The 19257-nt window shown below is 61.8% G+C and carries 14 protein-coding genes and 1 tRNA gene; 11 read left to right on the top strand and 4 right to left on the bottom strand.

Annotation, left to right across the window (positions count from 1 at the left end; all coding sequences use genetic code 11):
• Positions 1-3 precede the first annotated feature (3 nt).
• Complete coding sequence (locus A3A9_RS0136810; protein ID WP_152536311.1) at positions 4-1098, top strand: hypothetical protein; 1095 nt, start codon at positions 4-6, stop codon at positions 1096-1098.
• Between the two features lie 387 nt (positions 1099-1485).
• Here A3A9_RS0136810 and A3A9_RS40925 read toward each other — a convergent pair whose 3' ends face one another.
• The 3 genes from A3A9_RS40925 to A3A9_RS0136795 form a co-directional block, all read right to left on the bottom strand.
• Positions 1486-2730: a tyrosine-type recombinase/integrase gene (locus tag A3A9_RS40925; RefSeq protein WP_051371565.1), complete on the bottom strand. Its 1245-nt coding sequence runs from the start codon at positions 2728-2730 to the stop codon at positions 1486-1488.
• A gap of 212 nt (positions 2731-2942) precedes the next feature.
• Positions 2943-3018 (bottom strand) — tRNA-Phe (locus A3A9_RS0136800).
• 313 nt (positions 3019-3331) lie between these two features.
• Positions 3332-4204 carry a helix-turn-helix domain-containing protein gene (locus A3A9_RS0136795; protein ID WP_027062879.1) on the bottom strand — a complete coding sequence of 291 codons (873 nt, stop codon included), beginning with the start codon at positions 4202-4204 and terminating at the stop codon, positions 3332-3334.
• 104 nt (positions 4205-4308) lie between these two features.
• Between A3A9_RS0136795 and A3A9_RS0136790 the strand changes: the two genes are divergently transcribed.
• The 5 genes from A3A9_RS0136790 to A3A9_RS0136770 all read left to right on the top strand — a co-directional run bounded on the left by A3A9_RS0136790 (position 4309) and on the right by A3A9_RS0136770 (position 10515).
• Positions 4309-5580, top strand: a complete 1272-nt coding sequence (locus A3A9_RS0136790) for an ABC transporter substrate-binding protein (RefSeq protein WP_027062878.1) — start codon at positions 4309-4311, stop codon at positions 5578-5580.
• 90 nt (positions 5581-5670) lie between these two features.
• On the top strand, positions 5671-6531 hold the full coding sequence (locus A3A9_RS0136785; RefSeq protein ID WP_027062877.1) for a carbohydrate ABC transporter permease: 861 nt from the start codon (positions 5671-5673) through the stop codon (positions 6529-6531).
• The gene (locus A3A9_RS0136780; RefSeq protein ID WP_027062876.1) at positions 6528-7364 is read left to right on the top strand and encodes a carbohydrate ABC transporter permease; all 837 of its coding nucleotides are present in this window, start codon (positions 6528-6530) and stop codon (positions 7362-7364) included. Before A3A9_RS0136785 ends, A3A9_RS0136780 begins: the two co-directional genes overlap by 4 nt.
• 8 nt (positions 7365-7372) lie before the next feature.
• Positions 7373-8452 carry an ABC transporter ATP-binding protein gene (locus A3A9_RS0136775; RefSeq protein WP_027062875.1) on the top strand — a complete coding sequence of 360 codons (1080 nt, stop codon included), beginning with the start codon at positions 7373-7375 and terminating at the stop codon, positions 8450-8452.
• A 35-nt stretch (positions 8453-8487) separates the two neighbouring features.
• Entirely contained in the window at positions 8488-10515 is a 2028-nt protein-coding gene (locus A3A9_RS0136770; RefSeq protein WP_027062874.1) for an aldo/keto reductase, read from the top strand.
• Positions 10516-10539: 24 nt separating this feature from the next.
• Here the strand turns inward: A3A9_RS0136770 and A3A9_RS0136765 are convergent, their stop codons facing one another.
• Positions 10540-11595 (bottom strand): AraC family transcriptional regulator, encoded by a 1056-nt coding sequence (locus A3A9_RS0136765; protein WP_202596450.1) that lies wholly within the window; start codon positions 11593-11595, stop codon positions 10540-10542.
• A gap of 66 nt (positions 11596-11661) precedes the next feature.
• On the opposite strand from A3A9_RS0136765, the gene A3A9_RS0136760 reads away from it, so the two are divergent.
• The 5 genes from A3A9_RS0136760 to A3A9_RS0136740 all read left to right on the top strand — a co-directional run bounded on the left by A3A9_RS0136760 (position 11662) and on the right by A3A9_RS0136740 (position 19254).
• Positions 11662-13128 (top strand): alpha-glucosidase/alpha-galactosidase, encoded by a 1467-nt coding sequence (locus A3A9_RS0136760; protein ID WP_027062872.1) that lies wholly within the window; start codon positions 11662-11664, stop codon positions 13126-13128.
• A gap of 102 nt (positions 13129-13230) precedes the next feature.
• The gene (locus A3A9_RS0136755) at positions 13231-15312 is read left to right on the top strand and encodes an ABC transporter substrate-binding protein (protein ID WP_027062871.1); all 2082 of its coding nucleotides are present in this window, start codon (positions 13231-13233) and stop codon (positions 15310-15312) included.
• Positions 15313-15428: 116 nt separating this feature from the next.
• Positions 15429-16436 carry an ABC transporter permease gene (locus A3A9_RS0136750; RefSeq protein WP_027033482.1) on the top strand — a complete coding sequence of 336 codons (1008 nt, stop codon included), beginning with the start codon at positions 15429-15431 and terminating at the stop codon, positions 16434-16436.
• Positions 16437-17576 (top strand): ABC transporter permease, encoded by a 1140-nt coding sequence (locus A3A9_RS0136745; RefSeq protein WP_027062870.1) that lies wholly within the window; start codon positions 16437-16439, stop codon positions 17574-17576. It begins immediately after the preceding gene.
• 10 nt (positions 17577-17586) lie between these two features.
• Positions 17587-19254, top strand: a complete 1668-nt coding sequence (locus A3A9_RS0136740; protein WP_027062869.1) for an ABC transporter ATP-binding protein — start codon at positions 17587-17589, stop codon at positions 19252-19254.
• Positions 19255-19257 lie beyond the last annotated feature (3 nt).

Below are 19257 nucleotides of genomic sequence, written 5' to 3'. Positions count from 1 at the left end.
CGCTTGTCGGCCAAGAAGCGTAAGGTCCTTCTCGTGATTGGTCGCGGTTTCGACGTCAGAACTCTTGAAACTGCTCGACGCTTGCATGCCCTGGACGCCGATATATCGGTCTGGCAGTTGGTGTTCGACAACGGATTGGGCGACAGCCCGAAGCGATCGGAACTCACGGCGACCAACCACGAAGGACTCTTGAAACTCGTTCCCGCGGAAAAGATCGTTGCAGTGCCGATCGAGATTGGAGGCCCCGTAGGCGCTGCTGTAACTCCACGAAATACCAAAGCTTCATTGGACAGAGCGGGAGATTGTCGCGACTTTGACGATGTCATTGTCGACATCAGCGCTATGCCGCGCATGGTGGCACTTACCGCTGTCAGCGTTCTTCTCTTCAAACTTGATAAGCTGGCCGAAGCCAACGGCCCAAGCGTAAATCTTCACGTGACCACATCCGAGAGTGTTTCTGCGGATCTCGGCGCGGCAAAAGGCAGTCTCAGGGACAGCGTAACCTTCGTCCTTGGCTTCTCCGGACATCTTGAAGAGCAGACTACTCAGAATTGGCCGCGGGTGTGGTTTCCTGTTTTGGGTGAGGGTCAGCGTGACCGACTGCATCTCATACAAGACCATGTGAACCCGGATGAGATTTGCCCGGTTATCCCTTTTCCTACGAGAAAGCCACGGCGAGGGGACGAGGTGGTTGGTGAGCACCGTGACACTCTGTTCGACGACTTCAAGGTGGAGCCGGCAAACATCTTGCTAGCAAGCGAATACAATCCGTTCGAGGCTTACCGCCAAATATTTACGGCCATGGAACGATACAAAAAAGCTCTCAAACCTATGGGTGGCTGTAAGCTGTTTGTGTCGCCTCTCTCATCAAAGCTGCTTTCGATTGGCGTGTTGCTCGCGTGTTATGATCATAAGTTTGGAAAGGGCTCTAGCGACCGCTTTGACGTAGGCATCCCCTATGTCGAGACAGCTGTATATGGAGATCCCGAGCAAAATGCTGAAACTGCCGATTTTGAACTTCACTCGTTGTGGATACGCGGGGAATGGGAGGAGCCGATTCCAGCCACCGCGTCGGCAGCAGTGACGGCGGCAACATAACACCGAATGATGATCATGCTGGCCCGTTGGAGGCTGAACCACCGGAATGGCTGGTTACTCGTTTTCGCCTTTCGAAAGTCGCCGTTCCGGTCTCGGCCCCAAACCAGCCACGTTCGTCACGGTTAATCGACCCTTCTTGTGGGCCGACGAGACGCCGCGGAGGGAATACTAGTCCTCCTCCTGGTCCTTAGGTTCGCCAGACCATACGAGAGAATACGAAGGAAATGTGTGGCGAACCAGACGCTAAAATATTGATTTAATGTGGAAAACGATGACCATCCGGTTCTGTCACATTGGTCGCCCACTTTCGGTTTTTCGATGGGGTTCAGTGTGATTTTCGGAGGTTGGAGATTTGTCTCGGCGTTTGGTCGACCGTCGATGTTGGATTCAACGTAGATCTCGCGACGGCGTATGGACGGTGGATTTGCCGTGTCCCCCAATCGAGATTACCCCCGCGTCTTTGCTCTCGAGTTCATCCAGATAATCGGCCCACCATTGCATCATCTTGATGCGCTCTTCCCAGTGCTCCGCCCGGGCGTAGGCCCGACGAACGTCGTTGCTCTCAATGTGGGCCAGCTGCCGTTCTATGGCGTCCGGATGCCACTTTCCACATTCGTTTAGCAGAGTTGATGCCGTTGCTCGAAAACCATGCGCGGTAGCTTCTTCTTTGCCGTAGCCCATACGGCGCAAGGCAGCGTTAAGCGTGTTGTCAGAAATCGGACGCGAACGCGACCGAACACTGGGAAACACCAGTGCTCCACCATCAGAGATTTCTCTAAGTGAGGTCAGGACGCTGACGGCCTGTCTGGAAAGAGGTACGCGGTGCGGCCGTCGCATCTTCATGCGTCCTTCAGGGATGCTCCACACTGCGCTTTCGAAATCGAACTCGTCCCATTCGGCCGCGCGCAGCTCGCCGGGGCGGGGAAACAGCAGGGCCATCAGCTTCAGAGCGGCTCGGGTGGTAGGCTGTCCGTCAAATGCATTAATCGCCCTCAGCAAGCCTCCCAAGGCCTTAGGATCGGTAACTGCGGCACGCGGGGTGACCGTCGGACCGACCAGTGCGCCCCTCAGGGCGATCGTCGGATCTACATCGGCGCGTGCGGTTGCGATTGCATATCGAAACACGCTGCCGATGGTGGAGCGCAGTCGCCTTGCCGACTCGTATCGACCGCGAACCTCCACGCTGCGGAGAGCGACAAGAATTGTGGCCGGATCGATCTCCCGAACGCTTTTGTTCCCAAACGTTGGATAGGCAAAGTCGAGCAACCATTTGACCTTGGTGATGGTCCGGTCGGCACGTCCCTCCTTCTTCAGCTTGTCGACATAGTCCTCCGCGATTGAGCGAAAGGTGTCCTCCGCCGAAGCCTTTTGCGACTTACGCTCCTGTGCGGGGTCGATGCCACGTAGGAGGAGACGTTTGGCGGCATCGCGCGCCTCGCGTGCCTCAGCGAGGGAGATGAGGGGATAGCTGCCCAACGCCAGAAGCTTCTGTTTGCCGCCAAAACGATAGGCGAGGCGCCATAGGCGAGATCCGGTAGGCTGCACCCAAAGCTGGAGCCCGCCACCGTCAGACAATTTTACGAGCTTAGAAATGGGTCGGGCATTTCGGCATTTTACGTCGGAAAGGGCCATTTTCGGGACCTCCATTTGGCTGCAGCGATACCATCAGCATCTCCAATACCACCGAAAATACCAGCCCCCCGCCTCGTTGGACCAACTGCGCCGAAATTCCACAAAACCCGACCATCCGCGCTTTGCGCGCCGAAATCAGTAAGGATTTCAGCTAGTTGCCGAGACAGAAGCGTAGAGGCTTCGGCGAAAGAGACTGTCGGGAGAAGAGGGGATGGTGCCCAGAGGCGGATTCGAACCACCGACACGCGGATTTTCAGTCCGCTGCTCTACCAACTGAGCTATCTGGGCCTGTTCCGGCAAACGAAATTGCGTCGACCGGATTTCATCAAGGCGCCGTGGGGCGCCCCTTGAAAGCGCGTGGGTTATAGCACGGGAATTCTGCCTGTCCAGCGCCTAGGTGGCGATTTCCGGTAGGAAAAGCGAGGCTGTGGAAGGGGCGGCTTCATCAGGCGCTTTCATCCCCACAATGGCGCGCGGGCTGGCCCCTTTCGCCTTCGTCCCGACGCTGCCATGGCGCGCTGCAACTGCCGGGGCCGTCCTTAGCCGACGATCGGGATGCCACCATGCATCCGCGTCAACAGGCGGCAACGGGCCTTCGCTTCTATCTGGCGCCGAACGCGCCCCGGCGAAAATCCGAAGGCGACATCCCGGCCAGCTTGCGGAAGGATTTGTTGAAGGCGCTGAGCGAGCCGAAGCCTGAATCCATGGCGACGCGCAGCACATTGGCGTCCTGGTGCATCAACAGCGCCTGCGCGTAGCTCAGCCGCAACAGGTTGACATACTCGTTGAGCGTCATGCCGGTCGATTTCTTGAACAGGCTCATGGCGTATTTGGGATGGATGTCGGCCGCCGCGGCAATGTTCATGCAGTCGATGTCGTAGAGGAAGTTTTCGGCGATGAAATCGCACATGCGCCCGACATTGCGCGACGATTGCTGGTCGAAGGGGCTGCCGGCGTCCTGTCCGGCCGCCGTTTCGGGCACCAGTCGATAGGTCTCGAACCGCACCCGCTCCAGCCGCAGCAGAAGTTCGTTGACGGCGTGCTCGGCCTTGGCCGGGTCGCCCGAGCGGGCATAGCGGTTCCAGCGGGCGAAATTGTCGTTGTCTGATTGATCGGTGGCGCCGGTCACCAGCGTCGCACCGGTCATTAGCCGGTGGCGCACGTCGGCCGGCAGATGCAGCCGGAAGAAATGCACCAGCGGCAGATGCGCGCCGGCATAGACGGCGTCGTCTGAGAGATCGTCCATCTGGTGCGGCAGACCGCCCCAGAAGAAGCACATCTCGCCGGCCGAAAGGGAGATTTCGTGGTCGTTCATGCGGTAGTGCACGCTGCCTCGCACGATGAAATTCACTTCCACCTGGGCGTGCCAATGCGGCTTCAGCATCACCAGCGGAGCGGTGTGAAACATCTGCAGGAGCAGCGGCAGGCCTTCCACGCTGCTGGCGCCTGGCTGGTAAAACGGCCGTTCCGGCATCTTACTTTCCGCCAATTCCGTATTCCCTTTGTCGGGGACAAGCCTTCCACGCTGCATAGTCTAGCCGGGCTCGCAGAGAGAGCAAATGAAATGGGAGGATTTCAATGCGCATCACACTGACTTGCGCCGCGCTAGCGCTTGCCCTGGGCTCAGCCCCGGCCTTCGCGCAGTCCGGCGAAATCACCATCTGGAGTTGGAACATCGCCGCCTCCTCGCTGAAGGCGACAATTGCCGGCTTCAACAAGCTACATCCCGACATCAAGGTCACCGTTCAGGATCTCGGCAACCAGCCGACCTATGACAAGTCGATCGCCGGCTGTGCGGCCGGCGGCGTTGGCCTTCCCGACATCGTCACCATCGAGAACGGCGAGGCCGAGAATTACTGGAGCCAGTTCCCCGACTGCTTCGTCGATCTGCACACGCTGGGTTACACGACGGAAGACCAGAAGAAATACCCCGATTTCAAACGCACCGAGCTCGAGGTCGGCGACAAGGCCTATGCCATGCCGTGGGATTCCGGCCCGGTCGCCGCCTTCTACCGCCGCGACTTCTACGAAAAGGCAGGCGTCGACGCGGCATCGATCAAGACCTGGGACGATTTCATCGCCGCCGGCAAGAAGGTCCAGGCTGCCAATCCGGGCGTCTCGATGACCAATGCCGATTTCAACGGAGACAGCGAATTCTTCCGCATGATCTCCAACGAGCAGGGCTGCGCCTATTTCGCCGAGGACGGCCAGTCGATCACGGTCAACCAGCCGAAATGCGTCGACGCCATGACCAAGGTCAAGGAGATGAAGGACGCCGGCATCATCTCGTCGGCGGACTGGGGCACCAAGATCACCAACAACACGGCGGGCACTGTGGCCACCCAGGTCTATGGCGGCTGGTATGAAGGCACCATCCGCACCGAATCGGCGGGTGAAAACGGCAAATGGGGTGTCTATCTGATGCCGAGCCTCACCGCCGACGGCCCGCGCGCCGCCAATCTCGGCGGGTCGTCGCTGGCCATCACTTCGGCCTCGAAGAACAAGGAAGCGGCCTACGAGTATCTGAAATACACGCTCGGAACCAATGAAGGCCAGATCACCATGCTGAAGGAGTTTGGCCTCGTTCCCTCGCTGGTCTCGGCGCTGAACGATCCCTACGTCAGCCAAGGCCTGCCCTACTGGGGTGGCCAGGCGGTGTGGAAGGATATTTTGGGCACCTTGCCCAAGGTCGTCCCCAGCCGCGGCACGCAGTTCCAGAGCGATGCCGAAATCATCGTGCGCGCGGTGCAAACCAAATATCTGGGCGGCGGTTATCCCGACGCCAAGGCCGCACTCGACGACGCCGCAAAACAGATCGCCGCTGCGACCGGATTGCCGGTAAAATCATAACCTCCCAAGGATGGGGTCCGGGACGGCTCGTGCCGCCCGGACCCTGCGCCTGCGAGCTTGTCTGAAACATCGGGGAGAAGGAGGAGCAAGATGCGCAACCGCAACGCCACGGCCTATCGTTTCCTGGCGCCCTATCTCCTGATCTTCTCCGTCTTCTGGGTATGGCCGATCATCTCCTCGTTCTTGATCTCGTTCCAGGCGACGCGCACCGTGCCCTGGCGTTTTGCTCCCGGCTTCAACTGGGGCCGGCTGATCGGCGACCCGGCCTTCTTCAACGCGCTGAAGAACACGCTGCTCATCCTCGTCATCCAGGTGCCGGTGATGATCGCGCTGGCCATGGTGATGGCGGTGCTTTTGAATTCGCCGCTCTTGAAGGCGAGGGGCCTCTACCGCTTCGCCTTCTTCGCTCCGGTGGTGGTCGGCGAGGTCGCCTATTCGGCGGTGTTCCGGCTGATGTTCAGCCTCGATTTCGGCATCGTCAACAAGCTCTTGAACAGTGTTGGATTGCCCAAGATCGACTGGTTCTCCAATGTCACGCCGGCCATGGCGCTGATCATGATCGCGGTCACCTGGCGCTGGGCCGGCTACAACGCCATCATCCTTCTGGCCGGCATGCAATCCATCCCCGAGGATGTCTACGAGGCGGCGACGCTCGACCGGGTCAGCAAGCTCAAGCAGTTCTTCTACATCACGCTGCCGCTCTTGAAGCCGGTCATTGTGTTCTGCCTGGTGCTGTCGATCATCGGCACCATGCAATTGTTCACCGAGCCATTCCTGATCACCGAGCGCGGCGGCCCGGGCGGCGGCACCGAGACGCTCGGCCTGTTGCTCTACCGCCAGGGTTTTCGCTCGCTCAATTTCGGCTACGCCTCGGCCGTTGCCTACACCATGGCGGCGCTGGCGATCGCCATCACCCTGGTGCAACTGTGGCTGACGAGGGAAAAGCAATGAGTTCGCTGTCTTCCGCCAAGCTGAGACGCAGCATCGCACTGCATCTTTTCCTCACCCCGCTGGCGCTGATCTGGCTGTTCCCGCTGTGGATGATGGTGGTGTTCTCGACCATGCCCGACAACGGCATTTTCAGCCCCGGTATCGAACTTCTGCCGCATGGCAATTTCATCGACAATTTCAACAATCTGCAGCGCGACACCGACTTTGTCGGCGCCATCGGCATCTCCGTCTCGGTGGCGGTGACCTACACCGTCCTGTCGGTGCTGTTGACGTCAATGGCCGGCTGGGCGCTCGCCCGCTACCAGTTCTTCGGCAAGGGCGTGGTTGTCGGCATCATCTTCGGCACCATCACGCTGCCCTACGCGGTGGTGCTGATCCCGCAATTCATCATGGTGGCGCGCGACTTCCAGCTCGCCAACACCTGGGTGGCGCTGATCGTGCCGCCGCTGTTCAATTCGCTTGGCGTGCTGTTCATGCGCCAGAGTTTTTCGATGATGCCGGATGATCTGTTCGACGCCGCCCGCGTCGAGGGCGTGAAGGAGTGGCGCATCTTCCTGTTCGTCGCGCTGCCGCTGGCGCGGCCGATGCTGGCCGCACTGGCCATCATCTTGTTCCTTGCCTCTTGGAACAATTACCTGTGGCCGCTTTTGATCAACAGCCAGCCGGGTTCGATGACGGCGCCGGTGGCGCTCGGCACGCTGATCGGCCTCACCAAAGTGTCGTGGGGCGGCATCATGGCGGGAGCCGTGATGTTGACCGTGCCGATGCTCATCGTCTTCGTGCTCCTGCAGCGCCATTTCATCGCCGGCATTGCCGCCGGCGCGGTCAAGTAAGAGGCAGCATGGCGACCGTCACCCTCAACAATGTCGTCAAGCGCTTCGGCGCCTTCGAAGTCGTCCATGGCGCCAACATCGACATCAAAGACGGCGAATTCGTTGTCTTCGTCGGCCCGTCCGGCTGCGGCAAGTCCACGCTGCTCAGGATGATCGCGGGGCTCGAGGACATCAGCGGCGGCGAGATTGCCATCGGCGGCAAGCTGGTCAACGATATCGAGCCGGCCGACCGCGGCATCGCCATGGTCTTCCAGTCCTACGCGCTCTATCCGCATATGAGCGTCGAGCAGAACCTCTCTTTCGGGCTGCGCATGACCGGCAACCCCAAGGCCGACACCGAGCGGCGGGTGAAGCGCGCGGCCGAGATCCTGCGCATCAGCGAATTGATGGACCGGCGTCCAAAGAAACTCTCCGGTGGCCAGCGCCAGCGCGTCGCCATCGGCCGTGCCATCGTGCGTGAGCCGCAAGTGTTCCTGTTCGACGAGCCGCTTTCCAATCTCGACGCCGAACTGCGTGTCCAGATGCGGGTCGAAATCTCGCGCCTGCACAAGGAACTCGGCACCACGATGATCTACGTCACCCACGACCAGACCGAGGCAATGACGCTCGCCGACCGGATCGTCGTGCTGCGAGCCGGTCATGTCGAGCAGATCGGCCGGCCGCTCGATCTCTATGACAATCCCGACAATCAGTTCGTGGCCGGTTTTGTCGGTTCGCCGAAGATGAATTTCATCAACGGCCGTGTTGTCGGGCGCAACACGCGCAGCGTCACGGTCGAGCTCGCTGGCCAGGAGCGGACCCGCATCATGCAACCGCTGACTGGCGCTGCGCCCGAAGCAGGCAGCAAGGTCATCGTCGGCGTGCGGCCGGAACATTTCGGCGGTGCCGGGGAGGGCGACACCGACCTCGTCGTTACCATCGACGTGGTCGAGCATCTCGGCGGCACGAGCTTCCTCTATGCCCGTACCGCCAATGGCGAAGACGTGGTGATCCAGCGCGACGCGGCGAAGGTTCCCACCACCTCCGAGGTCACCGTTTCCATCCGCAAATCCTATCTGTTCGACGAAAAAGGGCTGCGGCTGCGCTGACCGGCCGCCCCTTCCAGCCTTCAAGGAGAATGACAATGACCGCAACCACGCCCATTCGCTGGGGCATTCTCGGCCCGGGCAGCATCGCCCTTGCCTTTGCCGGCGGCGTGGCCGCTTCGCGCACCGGAAAACTGGTCGCCATCGGCGCGCGCAATCCCGCCAAGTCGGGCCTCGCCGAGAAATTTCCCGGCGCCCGTATCATCGACGGTTATGAAGCGCTGCTTGCCGATCCCGACATCGATGCCGTCTATATCGCGATACCGCATCCCGGCCATGCGCAATGGGCGATCCGGGCGGCGGAAGCGGGCAAGCATGTGCTGTGCGAAAAGCCGCTGGCGCTGACCGCCTTCGAGGCCGACGCCATGATCCATGCCGCGCGCAAGGCCGGCACCTTTCTCGGCGAAGCCTTCATGTACCGGCTGCATCCGCAGACTCTGAAGCTGGTCGAGCTGATCAAGACAGGCGTCATCGGCGAGATCAGGATGATCAAGTCGAGCTTCGGCTTCGCCATGCCTGGCTTCATGCCGGAGCACCGGCTCTATGCCAACGATTCTGCCGGTGGCGGCATTCTGGACGTCGGCGGCTATCCCGTGTCGATGGTGCGGCTGATTGCAGGGGCTGCGGCAGGCCTCCCCTTCACCGAGCCGGACAAGGTGGTGGGCACCGCCCATCTTGGCCAGTCCGGCGTCGATGAATGGGCCTCGGCGCTGCTGCATTTTCCCGGCGGCATCGTCGCCGAGGTTTCCTGCAGCATCTCGCTCAACCAGGACAATGTGCTGCGCATCCTCGGCACCAAGGGCCGCATCGAAGTGCCGGACTTCTGGTTCGCCGGGGGAAATCGCGATGTCGGCCTCGGCCGGATCGACGTGATCGGCGCTGACAGCGCACGCGAGATCATCAGCGTCGACGAGAAGCGCCATGTCTATTCTTTCGAGGTCGATGGCGCCGGCGAGGCGATCCTTGGCCGTCGGCAGGAGTTCGCCTGGCCGGGCATGGATTGGGCCGACAGTCTCGGCACTTTGCGCGTCCTCGACAGATGGCGCGCTGCCGTCGGCCTGGAATACGAGATCGAGAAGGCCTCGCTGCGCACCAGCACCATCTCCGGCCGGCCCTTGCGCTCGGGCGGAACCGCGATCGGCAAGCGCGGCATTCCGGGCCTCGCGAAACCAGCGTCGGTCGTGGCGCTCGGCTTTGAGGATTTCCGTACTTTCTCCTCGGGCTCGATCCTGCTCGATGCCTTCTTCGAGGCCGGCGGCAATCTGTTCGACACCGGCTATGTCTACGGCGCTGGCTATACCGAAAAACTGCTTGGCGAATGGCTGAAGAACCGCGGCGTGCGGGAGCAGTCGGTGATCATCGCCAAGGGCGCGCATTCGCCGCTCTGCTATCCCGACGTGATCGGCAAGCAGCTTGCCCAGTCGCTCGACCGCCTGCAGACCGACCATGTCGACATCTATTTCATGCACCGCGACAATCCGGACGTGCCGGTCGGCGAGTTCGTCGATGCGATGGATCGTGAGGTGAAGGCGGGCCGCATCCGTGGCCCGTTCGGCGGCTCGAACTGGACGATGCAGCGCATGGACGAGGCGATTGCTTATGCGCAGCGCACCGGCAAGCAGAAGCCCGGCGCGCTCTCCAACAATTTTTCGCTGGCCGAAATGCTGGAGCCGATCTGGGCGGGTTGTGTCACCTCGTCCACCGATGACTGGAAGGCCTGGCTGACATCCAGGCAGATGCCGAATTTCGCCTGGTCGAGCCAGGGGCGCGGTTTCTTCACCGAGCGCGCCGGGCGCGACCGGCGCGACAGCGAGGAACTGGTGCGGGTCTGGTATTCGGAGCGCAATTTCGGCCGCCGCGACCGCGCGATCGAACTCGCCGCGCGGCTGCGCAAGAGCCCGATCCATGTTGCTCTGGCTTACGTGCTCAACCAGCCTTTCCCGTCGGTCCCGTTGATCGGGCCACGCACGCTGGGCGAACTGGAAGACAGCCTGCGGGCATTGGACATCGCGCTTTCGCCTCCCGATCTCGAATGGCTGGACGGCGGCAGCCTGCACGCGGCCTGACAACGCAAGGTCTCAAAAGTGGCGTCAGGTCTCGTCGTCAGACACCCTGACGCCGCGCCTGGCCGGGGTCCGCAGATTGGCATACATGCCGGTGGTGCGGAATTGGCTGGGCGTGGTGCCGTAGAGGCGGCGGAAGACTTTTGAAAAGTAATTCGCGTCCTCGAAGCCGCACAAGATGGCGACTTCCTTCACCGGCAGGAAGTCCGCTTTGGTCAAGAGCTTTGCCGCCCGTTGCAGGCGCTGCTGCAGCACGAATTCGGCCGGCGGCAGGCCTTCGCTCTCGGCGAAGCAGCGTGAGAAATGGGCGCGGCTGAGACCACTGATCTGGACCAGGTCCGCCACCGGGAGCGGCCCGTCGAGATTTGCGTTGATATGGTCGATGACCGGTTGCATGGCGCTCTGTTTCTCGGCAAAGGCATGCGAGCCGAAGACATCGTCGTAGAGCGCCATCGCCGCCTCATAGGCGATAGCGGAAGCCGCACCTGGCGACGCGGCCCCGTTGACGAGACGCAGGCTGCAATCGGCAAGGTGGTCGATCGTCGCCGGCTGCAGCCGGAACACCGGACCGGAGACGCTGAGGATCGACTTGTGGATGCGCAGCGCCTCCTCGCCATTCATCGAGATCCAGAAATATTCCCAGCGCTCGTCGCTGGCCAGCCAGTAGCGGTGGTTGTGCGGCACCAGCACCAGCAGCGTGTCGTTCTCTTGCAGGCGATAATTGCGGTTCTCGTAGCGCAGCCGGCCGGTTCCGCTGATCGTGTGCTGGAGCACGGTGAATGGTGTCTGGCCGCGTTTGCGCCCATCCCAGTCGTAGGTCTCGTCCTCGCGCACTTCATAGCCGGTGCTTGTCGGCATGGCATGCAGACGCTGGCGGCCCCGCGGCAGCGAGATCGTGCGCATCGACTGTCCGTTGGCGATCAAATCCCGCAGCACAAAATTACCCTTGAAAGCATAATCCTTCTCTGGTCGCGCTCGTGAATAAGGGCATAATCCCCCTCGAAAAGCGAGAGAGATCCGCAGGCGAGGAGCGGACAGGGAGGTTGGCAGGCCGGAATCCGGCTTGTCGCGCACACATGCCATGGCATGTGGCTGCAACCCATCCCTGTCGTCCCCGGCCTGTCATGAGACTAAGATGAGGTGCGGCTGATGAGTTTCAAAATAGCTATCATCGGTGCCGGCAGCGTCGGATTCACCAAGAAATTGTTCACCGACATCCTGTGCGTGCCCGAATTCCGGGATATCGAATTCGCACTGACCGACCTTAGCGAACACAATCTCGGGATGATCAAGGCGATCCTCGACAGGATCGTCGAGGCCAACGGATTGCCGACCAGGGTGACGGCGACGACCGATCGCCGCAAGGCGCTCGAAGGCGCGCGCTACATCATCAGCTGCGTGCGGGTCGGCGGCCTCGAAGCCTATGCCGACGATATCCGCATTCCGCTGAAATATGGCATCGACCAGTGCGTCGGCGACACGATCTGCGCCGGCGGCATCCTCTATGGCCAGCGTAACATCCCGGTGATCCTCGACTTCTGCAGGGATATCCGCGAGGTCGCCGACACGAACGCCAAATTCCTCAACTATGCCAACCCGATGGCGATGAACACCTGGGCGGCGATCGAGTATGGCAAGGTCGACACGGTTGGGCTTTGCCACGGCGTCCAGCACGGCGCCGAACAGATCGCCGAGGTGCTGGGCGCGAAGTCCAGGTACGAGCTCGACTATGTCTGTTCCGGCATCAATCACCAGACCTGGTTCATCGATCTGCGGCTGAACGGTCGCAAGGTCGGCAAGGATGAGCTGGTTGCCGCCTTCGAGGCGCATCCTGTTTATTCCAGGCAGGAGAAGCTGCGCATCGATGTCTTGAAGCGCTTTGGTGTCTATTCGACCGAAAGCAACGGCCATCTCTCGGAATATCTGCCCTGGTATCGCAAGCGGCCTGACGAGATCACCCGCTGGATCGACATGTCGGACTGGATCCATGGCGAGACAGGCGGCTATCTCCGCTACTCCACCGAAACCCGCAACTGGTTCGAGACGGAATATCCGCAATTCCTCGAAGCGGCGTCGAAGCCGATCGACCCCACAAAACGCTCCAACGAGCATGCCAGCCACATCCTCGAAGCGCTGGAGACCAACCGCGTCTATCGCGGCCACTTCAACGTCAGGAATGAAGGCATCATCACCAACTTGCCGCAGGACGCCATCATCGAATCGCCCGGCTTCGTCGACCGTTTCGGCATCAACATGGCCGCCGGCATCACGCTGCCAGAGGCTTGCGCGGCGACCTGCATCTCCTCGATCAATGTCCAACGCATGTCGGTCCATGCCGCGATATCAGGCGACATCGATCTCTTGAAGCTCGCTGTCCTGCACGACCCGCTGGTCGGTGCGGTGTCGACGCCGGAGGAAGTCTGGCAGATGGTCGACGAAATGGTCGTCGCCCAAGCGGCCTGGCTGCCGCAATATGCGCATGCGGTTCCGGCGGCCAAGGAGCGGCTGTCGAAATCTACGGTCAAGACCCGCGAATGGGCAGGTGCCGCGCGGCGAAATGTGCGTTCGATCGAGGAGTTGCGCGCTGAAAAGGCCGCACTGAAGCAGGCCGGCTGAAACCTTGGGCGCAGCGGCGGACCTTAGGAGGCAGGTCCACCGCAGTCAGCGTCCAGGCAGAAGACGAGCTGCAGCAAAAATCTGAACACGAGGGAGGAGATAATGAGGAACCTACGCAGCATTGGCATTGCAGCCGGACTGGCGCTGAGCGTCTCCGTTCGGGCACTCAACGCTTTCGCATCCGAACCGACGGTCCCGCCGACACCGGCGACATTTCCGGCCGAGGGCAAGATCAAGTATGTCGCGCGCGACTCCATCCTGGAGTTCAAGGCGCTGCCGGAATATCGCGAACCGGACTGGGTGACCGACAAATACGTCAAGACCGGCAAGCTGCCGCCGGTGAAGGACAGGCTGCCGAAGGAGCCGCTGGTCTTCAAGACGGCCAACATGCCGGATGGCACCGGCGTCTATGGCGATACGATGCGCCATGTCATCGGCGGACGCCCGGAAGGCTGGAACTATGGCGCCGGCCAGACTCAAGGCTGGGGCGGCATCGATATCGGCCTCTCCGAATGCCTGACGCGCACCGCGCCGCTATTCCAGGTCGAGGCCAAGGACACCGAGCCGCTGCCGAACCTCGCCAAAAGCTGGGACTGGTCGAAGGACGGCCACAAGCTCACCATGCATCTGATCGAGGGCGCCAAATGGTCCGATGGCGTCGCCTTCAACGCCGACGACGTCATGTTCTACTGGGACGATGAGGTGGTCGATCCGAACGTCTCGCCGCTCAACGGCGCGACGCAGGAAACCTTCGGCGTCGGCACGACGCTGAAGAAGATCGACGACTACACCGTCGAGTGGACCTTCAAGGACGCCTTCCCGAAACAGTACCTCTACGCCATGGCTTACGGCACGTTCTGCCCCGGCCCCGCGCATATCTTGAAGCCGCAGCATCCGAAATATTCGAAGAACACCTACGACCAGTTCAAGAACGCCTTTCCGCCGGAATACATGAACATGCCGGTCATGGGCGCCTGGGTGCCGGTCGAGTATCGCGCCGACGACATCATCGTCATGCGCCGCAACCCCTACTACTGGAAGGTCGACGAGAAGGGCAACCAGCTGCCTTACCTCGACGAGCTGCAGTACAAGCTGTCGACCTGGGCCGACCGCGACGTCCAGGCGGTCGCCGGCTCGGCCGACTTCTCCAATCTGGAGCAGCCGGAAAACTTCGTCGCCTCGCTGAAGCGCGCGGCCGAAGCGAATGCGCCGGCACGGCTCGCCTTCGGGCCGCGGCTCATCGGCTACAATCTGCGCCTGAACTATTCCGCCAATGGCTGGGGCAACCCGGATGAGCGCAGCCAGGCGGTCCGCGAACTGAACCGCAACGAAGACTTCCGCAAGGCCGTCACCATGGCGCTCGACCGCAAGGCTCTGGGCGATTCCCTCGTCAAGGGCCCGTTCACCGCCATCTACCCCGGCGGCTTCTCCTCGGGCACCAGCTTCTATGACCGCAAGTCGACCGTCTACTATCCCTTCGACCTCGCCGGCGCCAAGGCCGAACTCGCCAAGGCCGGCCTCAAGGATACGGACGGCGATGGTTTCGTGAACTTCCCGGCTGGCACCGCTGGCGGCAAGAACGTCGAGATCGTCATGCTGGTCAACAACGACTATGGCACCGACAAGAGCCTCGCCGAAGGCGTCGTCGCGCAAATGGAAAAGCTCGGGCTTCGGGTCGTGCTCAACGGTCTCAACGGCACGCAGCGCGATGCTTCGCAATACTCCGGCCGTTTCGACTGGCTCATCCGGCGCAACGACCAGGAACTGACTTCCGTCGTGCAGAACACCGAACAGCTCGCGCCCGTCGGCCCGAAGACCAGCTGGAACCACCGCGCGCCGGAAAGCGGCGAGGTCGACCTGATGCCGTTCGAAAAAGACCTCGTCGACATCGTCAACAAGTTCGTCGCGTCGGAGGACAATGACAAACGCGCCAGCCTGATGAGAGAGTTCCAGAAGATCTCGACCGAACACGTCTACAATGTCGGCCTCACGGAATATCCCGGTGCGCTGATCGTCAACAAGCGCTTCTCGAACATTCCGCAGGGCACGCCGATCTTCATGTTCAACTGGGCCGAGGATTCGATCATCCGCGAACGCATCTTCGTCGCGGCCGACAAGCAGTCGAAATTCGAATTGTTCCCGCAAGAGCTTCCAGGCAAGCCTGGAGACAAGGGCCCGATGTAAGTTTACCTCCCCTGACCAAGAGAGACCCGGCCGCGCTGCTGGCGCGGCCGGGACAGACCAACCCTCCGAACGTCCCTCAACGGGAGCGTCCGGCGAGATGAGGAAGCGGACCGTCCATGCTGCGATTTCTGCTTATGCGCATAGCGTCGGCAATACCGGTCCTTGGCATTCTGAGCCTCGTCACCTTCGCCATCATCCAGGCGCCACCTGGCGACTATGCCGATTACATCCGCTCGCAGCTGATCAACCAGGGCGGCGCGTCCTTCGCCGAGGCCGATGCGCAGGCGCAGGCCTACCGCGTCGAGCACGGCCTCGATAAGCCCCTGCCCGTCCAGTATCTCAACTGGATCGGCGGCATCGTCACGCGCGGCGATTTCGGCTACAGCCTCTACTACAACAAGCCGGTGGCCGACGTCGTCGGCGAGCGCCTGCCGCGCACGCTGCTCCTGGCGCTGGTCTGCCATCTGCTCGCCTCCGTGCTGGGCATCACCTTCGGCATATGGGCGGCTACCCGGCAATACACCTGGATCGACACGACGCTGTCGGCGATCTCCTTCCTCGGCATGACGGTGCCCCGCTTCCTGATGGCGCTGATCATCGTCTATCTCCTGGTCTTCCAGTTCAACGTGTCGGAGATCGGCTCATTCTTCTCGCCGCAATATGGCGGCGCGCCATGGTCGTGGGCGAAGTTCGTCGATCTCGTCAAACATGTCTGGCCGGTGGTGGCGATCGCCACCTTTGGCGGGCTCGCCTACAACATGCGCGTCATGCGCGGCAATCTTCTGGATACGCTCAACGCGCAATATGTCGAGACGGCGAGAGCCAAGGGCCTGACCGGCAGCGCCGTCGTCATGCGCCACGCCGTACCCAACGCGCTGCACCCGCTCGTCATGTATCAGGGCGTCGTGCTGCCCTATATGCTCACCGGCGAGATCGAGACGGCGATCATTTTCGCGCTGCCGACCGTCGGTCCGGCGATCGTCGGCTCGATGGCGGTCGGCGACGTCTATGTCACCGCCACCTTCATGATGGTGCTGTCGGCAACGCTGATCGTCGGCAACATCATCGCCGACATGCTGCTTGTCCTGCTGGATCCGCGCATCCGCCAATACGGAGAGAGCTAGATGCTGGCGCGCGATCCATCACCGCCACCACCTCCGGCCGAAGGTGTTTCCGTAGCCAAACCGGCGCGCGGCAATGAGAGCTACATCGCGCTGGTCTGGCGTCGGCTGAAGCGCTCCTGGACCGGCATGGCCGGGCTTTGGCTGGTCGTGCTGTTGCTGGCGATGGCCGTGTTCGCAGAATTCCTGGCGCCGATGGATCCGAAGGCGACCGATGTCGGCTTCGCGCCGCCGCAGCTGCCTTCCTTCCACGACAAGGACGGCAATTTCGTCGCGCGGCCGAGGGTCTATGCGCTGGCCGATTCGACCGATCTCGATCCCGTCACCTTCCAGCCCATCGTCGGCCCTGACTATGACCATCCGAGGCTGCTGGGCTTCTTTGTCGAGGGCGCGCCCTACAAGCTCTTCGGGCTGATCCCGGCGGACCGGCATTTCTTCGCCTCGACGGACGGCCAGCCTGTGCATTTCCTCGGCACCGACAAGTTCGGCCGCGATGTGCTGTCGCGTGCCATCCATGGTTCGCGCGTCTCTCTGATGATCGCGCTGACGGTGGTCTTCATCATCACCGTCATCGGCACCACGGTCGGCATGGTCTCCGGCTATTTCGGCGGCCGGTTCGACGTCTGGATGCAGCGCTTCGTCGAACTGGTGCTCGCTTTCCCGCAACTGCCGCTCTACCTGGCGCTGACGACGCTGATCCCGGTCACCGCGCCGACGAATGTCTTCCTCGCCTTCGTCATCATCGTCATGTCGGCGCTGGGTTGGGCGCAGATGTCGCGCGAGGTGCGCGGCAAGACGCTGGCGCTGGCGCGCATCGAATATGTGCGTGCCGCCATGGCGGTCGGTGCCACCGACCGGCGCATCATCCTGCAGCACATCTTGCCCAATGTGATGAGCCACGTGATCGTCGCCGTGACGCTGGCGATCCCGACCGTGGTGCTGCTCGAATCCTTCCTTGGTTTCCTCGGCTTCGCGGTCAAGCCCCCGCTGATCTCATGGGGTCTGATGCTGCAGGACACAGCGACCTATTCCGTTATCGGCACCTATCCCTGGATCCTGTCACCGGTCGGTTTCGTGCTTGCCACCGTCTTCGCCTTCAACGCGCTGGGCGATGGCCTGCGCGATGCCGTCGACCCCTATTGAGGTGGCTGGGATGACGATAGCGCTCGCAGACAATTTCGCACCCACCGTTCGTCATGACCATGACGGACGGCAGGACCAGCCCATCATCGACGCGCGCAACATCGAGGTTGCCTTCAAGGTCGAGCATGGCGTCGTCGAAGCAGTCAAGGACATCTCGTTCCAGCTCTATCGCGGCGAGACGATCGCGATCGTCGGCGAATCCGGCTCCGGCAAGTCGGTGACGGCGCGCACCGTCATGGGACTGCTGTCGCGGCGCGCCACCGTGTCGCCGAAATCGAGCGTCTCTTACGACGGACAGAACATCCTGAAGTTCCCGGAGAGCGAGCGGCGCAAGCTGCGCGGCAACCGCATCTCGATGATCTTCCAGGAGCCGATGAGTTCGCTCAACCCGATCTACACGGTCGGCAGCCAGATCGTCGAGGCGATTCGGGTGCACCGCAAGGTCAGCCGCAAGGCGGCCTGGGCGCGGGCGCTCGAGCTGCTGCGGCATGTGCAGATCCCCGAGCCTGAGGCGCGGCTCAAGCAATACCCGCACCAGCTCTCAGGCGGTCAGCGCCAGCGCGTGATGATCGCCATGGCGCTCGCCAACAATCCCGACGTCTTGATCGCCGACGAGCCGACGACCGCGCTCGACGTCACCGTCCAGGCGCAGATCCTCAACCTGATCCGCAATCTGCAGAAGGAGTTGCGGATGGCGGTGATCCTGATCACCCATGACCTGACCGTGGTGCGCAAATTCTCCGACTACGTCTATGTCATGCAGCACGGCGAAATGTGCGAACACAACGTCACCGAGCGGCTGTTTGCCGATCCGCAGCATCCCTACACGCAGCGGCTGCTCGCCTCCGAACCGCGCGGGCGGCCGCAACCACTCCCTGAGGGCTGCGGCACCATCCTCGAGGCTAGCGGCGTGCGCGTCTCATTCATGCTGCGCCACGGCAGCTTCCTGAAACCTGACTGGCGCGAACTGGTTGCCGTCGATGATCTCGGCCTCACGCTTTGCCGCCACGAGACGCTGGGGCTGGTCGGCGAATCCGGCTCCGGCAAGACCACGTTCGGCCAGGCGCTGCTCAGATTGACCGACGCCAAGCGCGGCGAGATCCGTTTCGACGGCAAGCCGATCCACGGCCTCTCCCGGGCCGAGATGCGGCCGTTGCGTTCGCGCATGCAGATCGTGTTCCAGGATCCGTTCTCCTCGCTCAACCCGCGCATGACGATCGGCCAGATCATCGAGGAAGGGCTGATCGTCAACAGCATCGGCGCGACGCGGCGCGAGCGGGTCGACCGGGTGCGCGAGGCGCTGGTCAGTGCCGGCATGCCGGGCGATATCCTGTCGCGCTTTCCGCACGAATTCTCCGGTGGCCAGCGCCAGCGCGTCGCCATTGCCCGTGCCATCGCGCTCGAACCCGAATTCATCCTGCTCGACGAGCCGACTTCCGCGCTCGACCTCTCGGTGCAAGCGCAGATCATCGACTTGCTGCGCAAGCTGCAGGACGAGCGCGGTCTGAGCTATCTCTTCATCTCGCACGACCTCAAGGTGGTGCGCGCGCTATGCCACCGCGTCATCGTCATGCAGAACGGCAAGATCGTCGAGCAGGGACCCGTCGACGAGGTCCTCACCAATCCCAAGACCGCCTACACCGAACGGCTCGTCAGAGCCGCTTTCGACGTGGCCTGAACA

The organism is Mesorhizobium loti CJ3sym, assembly GCF_000472785.1.
Classification (GTDB): Bacteria; Pseudomonadota; Alphaproteobacteria; order Rhizobiales; family Rhizobiaceae; genus Mesorhizobium; species Mesorhizobium loti_E.
Note: the sequence above shows the minus strand (reverse complement) of the source record. Positions and strands in the feature narration are given on the sequence as shown.